We start from the raw sequence: 5311 nt of genomic DNA, 5'->3' as shown, positions 1-5311 counted from the left end.
TGTGCCGGAGGGCAGCGCGCCACCGAAGTTGGCGAAGTCGTCGCCATCCGCCGGATTGTCCCCGCTGCCGGTGATGGCATAGCTGTAGGTCGCCGCAGCTGTCGAGGTCCGGACGACAGTGAATTTGAACGAAGAAAAACCGGATTGCCCCTCGGTCACCGAGACGTCGGACACAGATACAGACGCAGGCAGAGACGACACGACATCGGTGACCGTGACGCTGACGGCCTGGGTGATGGAATTCCCCGCGCCGTCGCTGGCCACGACCTCGAACTCGTAGACATTGTCGCCATCGGCATCGGCCGGCGCCTCGTAATCCGGTGCGCTGACGAAGCTCACCTCCCCGGTGGCGCTGTCGATGGTGAAGAGCGAGACGTCTGCCCCCCCGCTCAGGCTATACGTGATGGTCTCGCTGTCGGTGTCGACCGCGTCGAAATCGTAGACCGCCGTCTGGTTCTCCGCCACCTCGATCGCGAGGACGGCCGGGAGATCCAGCGCCGCTGTGAACAGATCGGCGGGCGTGGCGCTACCGGTCGCATTGATGTCGGCCACCAGCAGCGTACCCGCCTGCGTTCCGTCGGTGATCCAGAGCTCGCTGTCGCCGCTCGCATCGGTCGCCTGGAACAGGACCTGGCCGTCGAGCAGCGAGAAGTCGGTGGGATCGAACAGGCTCTCCCCGGAGGCGCCGAGCAGCCGGTAGGTGCCGAGCTCGGTTCCATCCGAAACCCACAGCTGCCGCCCGTTCACCCCGTCTTCCGCCGAGAACAGGACGACGTCTCCAAGCACCGTGAAGTCCGAGGGATCCGAGCTGCCGGTGGCGTTGATGTCGGCCACCAGCACCGTGTTCGCCTCGGTCCCGTCGGTGATCCACAACTCCGTCCCGTTGGTGCCGTCGTTGGCGGCAAAGACCACACTGTCCCCGAATACAGTCAGGCCGGACGGATCCGAGCCATCCTCCCCCGCCCGTATCTCCTTCAGCAGATACGCCCCTGTGTCCGAACCGTCGGTGGCGTAAAGCTCATAGTTGGAACTGCTACCGCGCGCCGTGAACAGAACCTTGTCGCCGAGAACGGTGAAGTTCGAAGGAAGCGACCCGTAGGATCCACTGCGGAGGTCGTCCAGCATCACCGTACCCGAGTAGGTCCCGTCGGTGACCCAAGGCTCGTACCCGCTGTGCCCGTTGGTGGCCGAGAATATGATCTGATCGCCGAACAGGGTCAGCTCGCCAGGGGAGCCCCGGCTCGTGGATGAGATGATGTTAAGGTCCCTCATCGGAACAGTATTGGCGCTGGTTCCGTCGGTGATCATGAGGCCCAAACCGAGGGCCGTCTCCGCGACGAAGATCACCTGGTCGCCCAGGACGACGAACTCGGCCGGGTTGGAACTGTCGGGGCCGCTGTAGAGGTCAGAGAGCAACTCGGTCCCGCCTAAGGTCCCATCGGTGACCCAGAGCTCAGTTCCGACATCCGTGGTCGCAACGAACAGGACCTTGTCCCCGAACACGGTGAAGCTTCCAGGGTTCGAGCTGCCGGAATCGTAAAGATCCTTCAGCAGCACGGTTCCCTCAGTGGTGCCGTCGCTGATCCAGAGCTCAACGTCTCCGCTACCGTCGTCACCCGCGAACAGCAGCTTGCCGTCGAACGCCACAACATTCTCGCCATCGGCGAAATCCGGCACAACAGAGGCGAGCAACTCCGTCCCAGCCTCCGTCCCGTCAGTCACCCAAAGCGCCAAACCACTCCCGTCATCCGCAACAAAGAAGGTTTTCTCCACAAGAAACACCGGCGCGACCTCGTCGGCCAGGATCGTCCCGGTGGCGGTGGCTGTTTCGCCTTCGTCGTCGGTCACCGTGAGCGTGAAGGTCTCGTCGCCTTCAACATCGTAGTCGCCGTAGACAGAGAAGGTTAAGGTCCTCTGTGTCTGACCTTCAGCGAAGGTGACCGTGCCGGAGGGCAGCGCGCCACCGAAGTTGGCGAAGTCGTCGCCATCCGCCGGATTGTCCCCGCTGCCGGTGATGGCATAGCTGTAGGTCGCCGCAGCTGTCGAGGTCCGGACGACCGTGAAAAAGAACGTAGAAAAACCGGATTGCCCCTCGGTCACCGAGACGTCGGACACAGATACAGATGCAGACGACACGACATCGGTGACCGTGACGCTGACGGCCTGGGTGGTGGAATTCCCCGCGCCGTCGCTGGCCACGACCTCGAACTCGTAGACATTGTCGCCATCGGCATCGGCCGGCGCCTCGTAATCCGGTGCGCTGACGAAGCTCACCTCCCCGGTGGCGCTGTCGATGGTGAAGAGCGAGACGTCTGCCCCCCCGCTCAGGCTATACGTGATGGTCTCGCTGTCGGTGTCGACCGCGTCGAAATCGTAGACCGCCGTCTGGTTCTCCGCCACCTCGATCGCGAGGACGGCCGGGAGATCCAGCGCCGCTGTGAACAGATCGGCGGGCGTGGCGCTACCGGTCGCATTGATGTCGGCCACCAGCAGCGTACCCGCCTGCGTTCCGTCGGTGATCCAGAGCTCGCTGTCGCCGCTCGCATCGGTCGCCTGGAACAGGACCTGGCCGTCGAGCAGCGAGAAGTCGGTGGGATCGAACAGGCTCTCCCCGGAGGCGCCGAGCAGCCGGTAGGTGCCGAGCTCGGTTCCATCCGAAACCCACAGCTGCCGCCCGTTCACCCCGTCTTCCGCCGAGAACAGGACGACGTCTCCAAGCACCGTGAAGTCCGAGGGATCCGAGCTGCCGGTGGCGTTGATGTCGGCCACCAGCACCGTGTTCGCCTCGGTCCCGTCGGTGATCCACAACTCCGTCCCGTTGGTGCCGTCGTTGGCGGCAAAGACCACACTGTCCCCGAATACAGTCAGGCCGGACGGATCCGAGCCATCCTCCCCCGCCCGTATCTCCTTCAGCAGATACGCCCCTGTGTCCGAACCGTCGGTGGCGTAAAGCTCATAGTTGGAACTGCTACCGCGCGCCGTGAACAGAACCTTGTCGCCGAGAACGGTGAAGTTCGAAGGAAGCGACCCGTAGGATCCACTGCGGAGGTCGTCCAGCATCACCGTACCCGAGTAGGTCCCGTCGGTGACCCAAGGCTCGTACCCGCTGTGCCCGTTGGTGGCCGAGAATATGATCTGATCGCCGAACAGGGTCAGCTCGCCAGGGGAGCCCCGGCTCGTGGATGAGATGATGTTAAGGTCCCTCATCGGAACAGTATTGGCGCTGGTTCCGTCGGTGATCATGAGGCCCAAACCGAGGGCCGTCTCCGCGACGAAGATCACCTGGTCGCCCAGGACGACGAACTCGGCCGGGTTGGAACTGTCGGGGCCGCTGTAGAGGTCAGAGAGCAACTCGGTCCCGCCTAAGGTCCCATCGGTGACCCAGAGCTCAGTTCCGACATCCGTGGTCGCAACGAACAGGACCTTGTCCCCGAACACGGTGAAGCTTCCAGGGTTCGAGCTGCCGGAATCGTAAAGATCCTTCAGCAGCACGGTTCCCTCAGTGGTGCCGTCGCTGATCCAGAGCTCAACGTCTCCGCTACCGTCGTCACCCGCGAACAGCAGCTTGCCGTCGAACGCCACAACATTCTCGCCATCGGCGAAATCCGGCACAACAGAGGCGAGCAACTCCGTCCCAGCCTCCGTCCCGTCAGTCACCCAAAGCGCCAAACCACTCCCGTCATCCGCAACAAAGAAATTTTTAAGGATTGGCGAAGTCTGAAAGTTAATGGTCATCTCACGGCTCCATGGGTACAGAGATACAATGTCAATTACACCACACACATGGCCACGCCATCAAATACTATTGAAGCCAAAATGAAGCTTGGCAGAAGTATAATCGTAAACTAAATCTTCACATTCACCATTAATTAAAAATCTGTCAATTTTAAATAAATACTTTGTCAATAAATTATTAAATAATGATTTTTGCGGACGCTTCTGGAAGATAGCATTATTCGGAATAATTCCATTGGAGCGAAAACATCCTCAAGAGGGCGGCTCTCCGACTGGGCAATGCCGCTCTAGTGACGAAAAATCTGTTCGGGGGACTACATTCACCACTTGTTCACGTCGGCAAGGCGCAGGTCAGCTTTCTCGGAAGGCTTTCGCGAAGTAGTCCGCCAGCGGCTTGACCAGATAGGCCAGCGGGGTTCGGTCGACGGTGCGGATGAACGCCTGAACCGGCATGCCGGGGATCAGCGCAAGACCCTCGGGGAGCTTGGCCAGCTCTTCCTCGGGCAGCTGGATCTCGGCCCGGTAATAGGTCTTGCCGGTGTTTTCCTCGACGAAGGCATCGGCGGATAGCTGGATGACCCGGCCGTCGAGTTCCGGCGTGGTTCGGCTGTCGAAGGCGGAGAAGCGCAGAATGACGTTCTGGCCGACGAAGACCTCGTCGATATCCGTCGGATCGACCTGCACCGCGATGATAAGCGGACGGTCCTGCGGGATCAGGTACATCAGCGGATCGGCGGCACGGATCACCGAGTTCGGGGTGTAGACCGTCATGCCGTAGACGATGCCGGAGGCGGGGGCGCGGATGTCGAGGCGGCTGAGCTGTTCCAGAAGCGAGCGGCGCTGTTCGGCGAGTTCCAGTTCGCGGTAGCCAAGGTCGCGGAGCTGGGTGATCGCGTCTTCGCGGCGCGTGGTGCCGAGCTTCAGGATTTCGATCTCGATTTCGGTGATGCGCTCCTGCGCCTCGCCGCGGCTGGCGGTGAGCTCGCCCATGTCGCCGGTCAGGTTCGATTCTTCCCGCTGCAGAGACAGCACGGTGCTGGCCGGGGCGAGGCCGCGGTCGAACAGGCTTTGCTGGTTCGCCAGTTCGCTGCGGATCAGCTCCAGCTGGCGGGCCAGCGATTCCTGCTGTGCGTCGATGCCGGTGATCTGGGTTTCGATCTGGGCGCGGCGCTTCTGCAGTTGCTCGACCTCGCGCTGCATACTCTCGTTGCGCGCCTCGAACAGCCGCGCCTGACCTTCCATAAGTTCGGCCACCTCGGGCCGGTTCGACGCGATCTCGGTCAGCTCGTCGTCGAAGGTCACGCTCTCTGCTTCCTCGCGCTCGGCTTCCAGTCGGCTGCCACGGGCCATCAGTTCGAACAGCTGGCTTTCGACAATCGCAAGCTCGGAGCGCAGGAGCGTCGGGTCCAGCCGCAGCAGAACGTCCCCAGCCTCGACCTCGTCGCCTTCATCGACGTCGATCTCGGAGACGACACCGCCATCAGGATGCTGGACCACCTGGCGGTTCTGGTCGACCTCGACCTTGCCGGTTGCGACGACGGCGCCGGACAGTTCGGAAAACACCGCCCAGCCGCCG

Annotated in this window: 2 protein-coding genes; both read right to left on the bottom strand. The window is 62.1% G+C overall.

Features of this window, described 5'->3' with window-relative positions; genetic code table 11:
• Nucleotides 1–3657, bottom strand: a 3657-nt coding sequence (locus tag HCO70_RS24470; protein WP_172300544.1) for a cadherin domain-containing protein, incomplete at its 3' end; no start/stop codon positions are given.
• Between the two features lie 429 nt (nucleotides 3658–4086).
• A partial coding sequence (locus tag HCO70_RS24465) for an HlyD family type I secretion periplasmic adaptor subunit (RefSeq protein ID WP_172300543.1) occupies nucleotides 4087–5311 on the bottom strand: 1225 nt, incomplete at its 5' end.

Source organism: Pseudoruegeria sp. HB172150, from assembly GCF_013184805.1.
Classification (GTDB): domain Bacteria; phylum Pseudomonadota; class Alphaproteobacteria; order Rhodobacterales; family Rhodobacteraceae; genus Psychromarinibacter.
The sequence above is the reverse complement of the archived record's forward strand: the minus strand, read 5'-3'. Positions and strand labels throughout refer to the sequence as shown.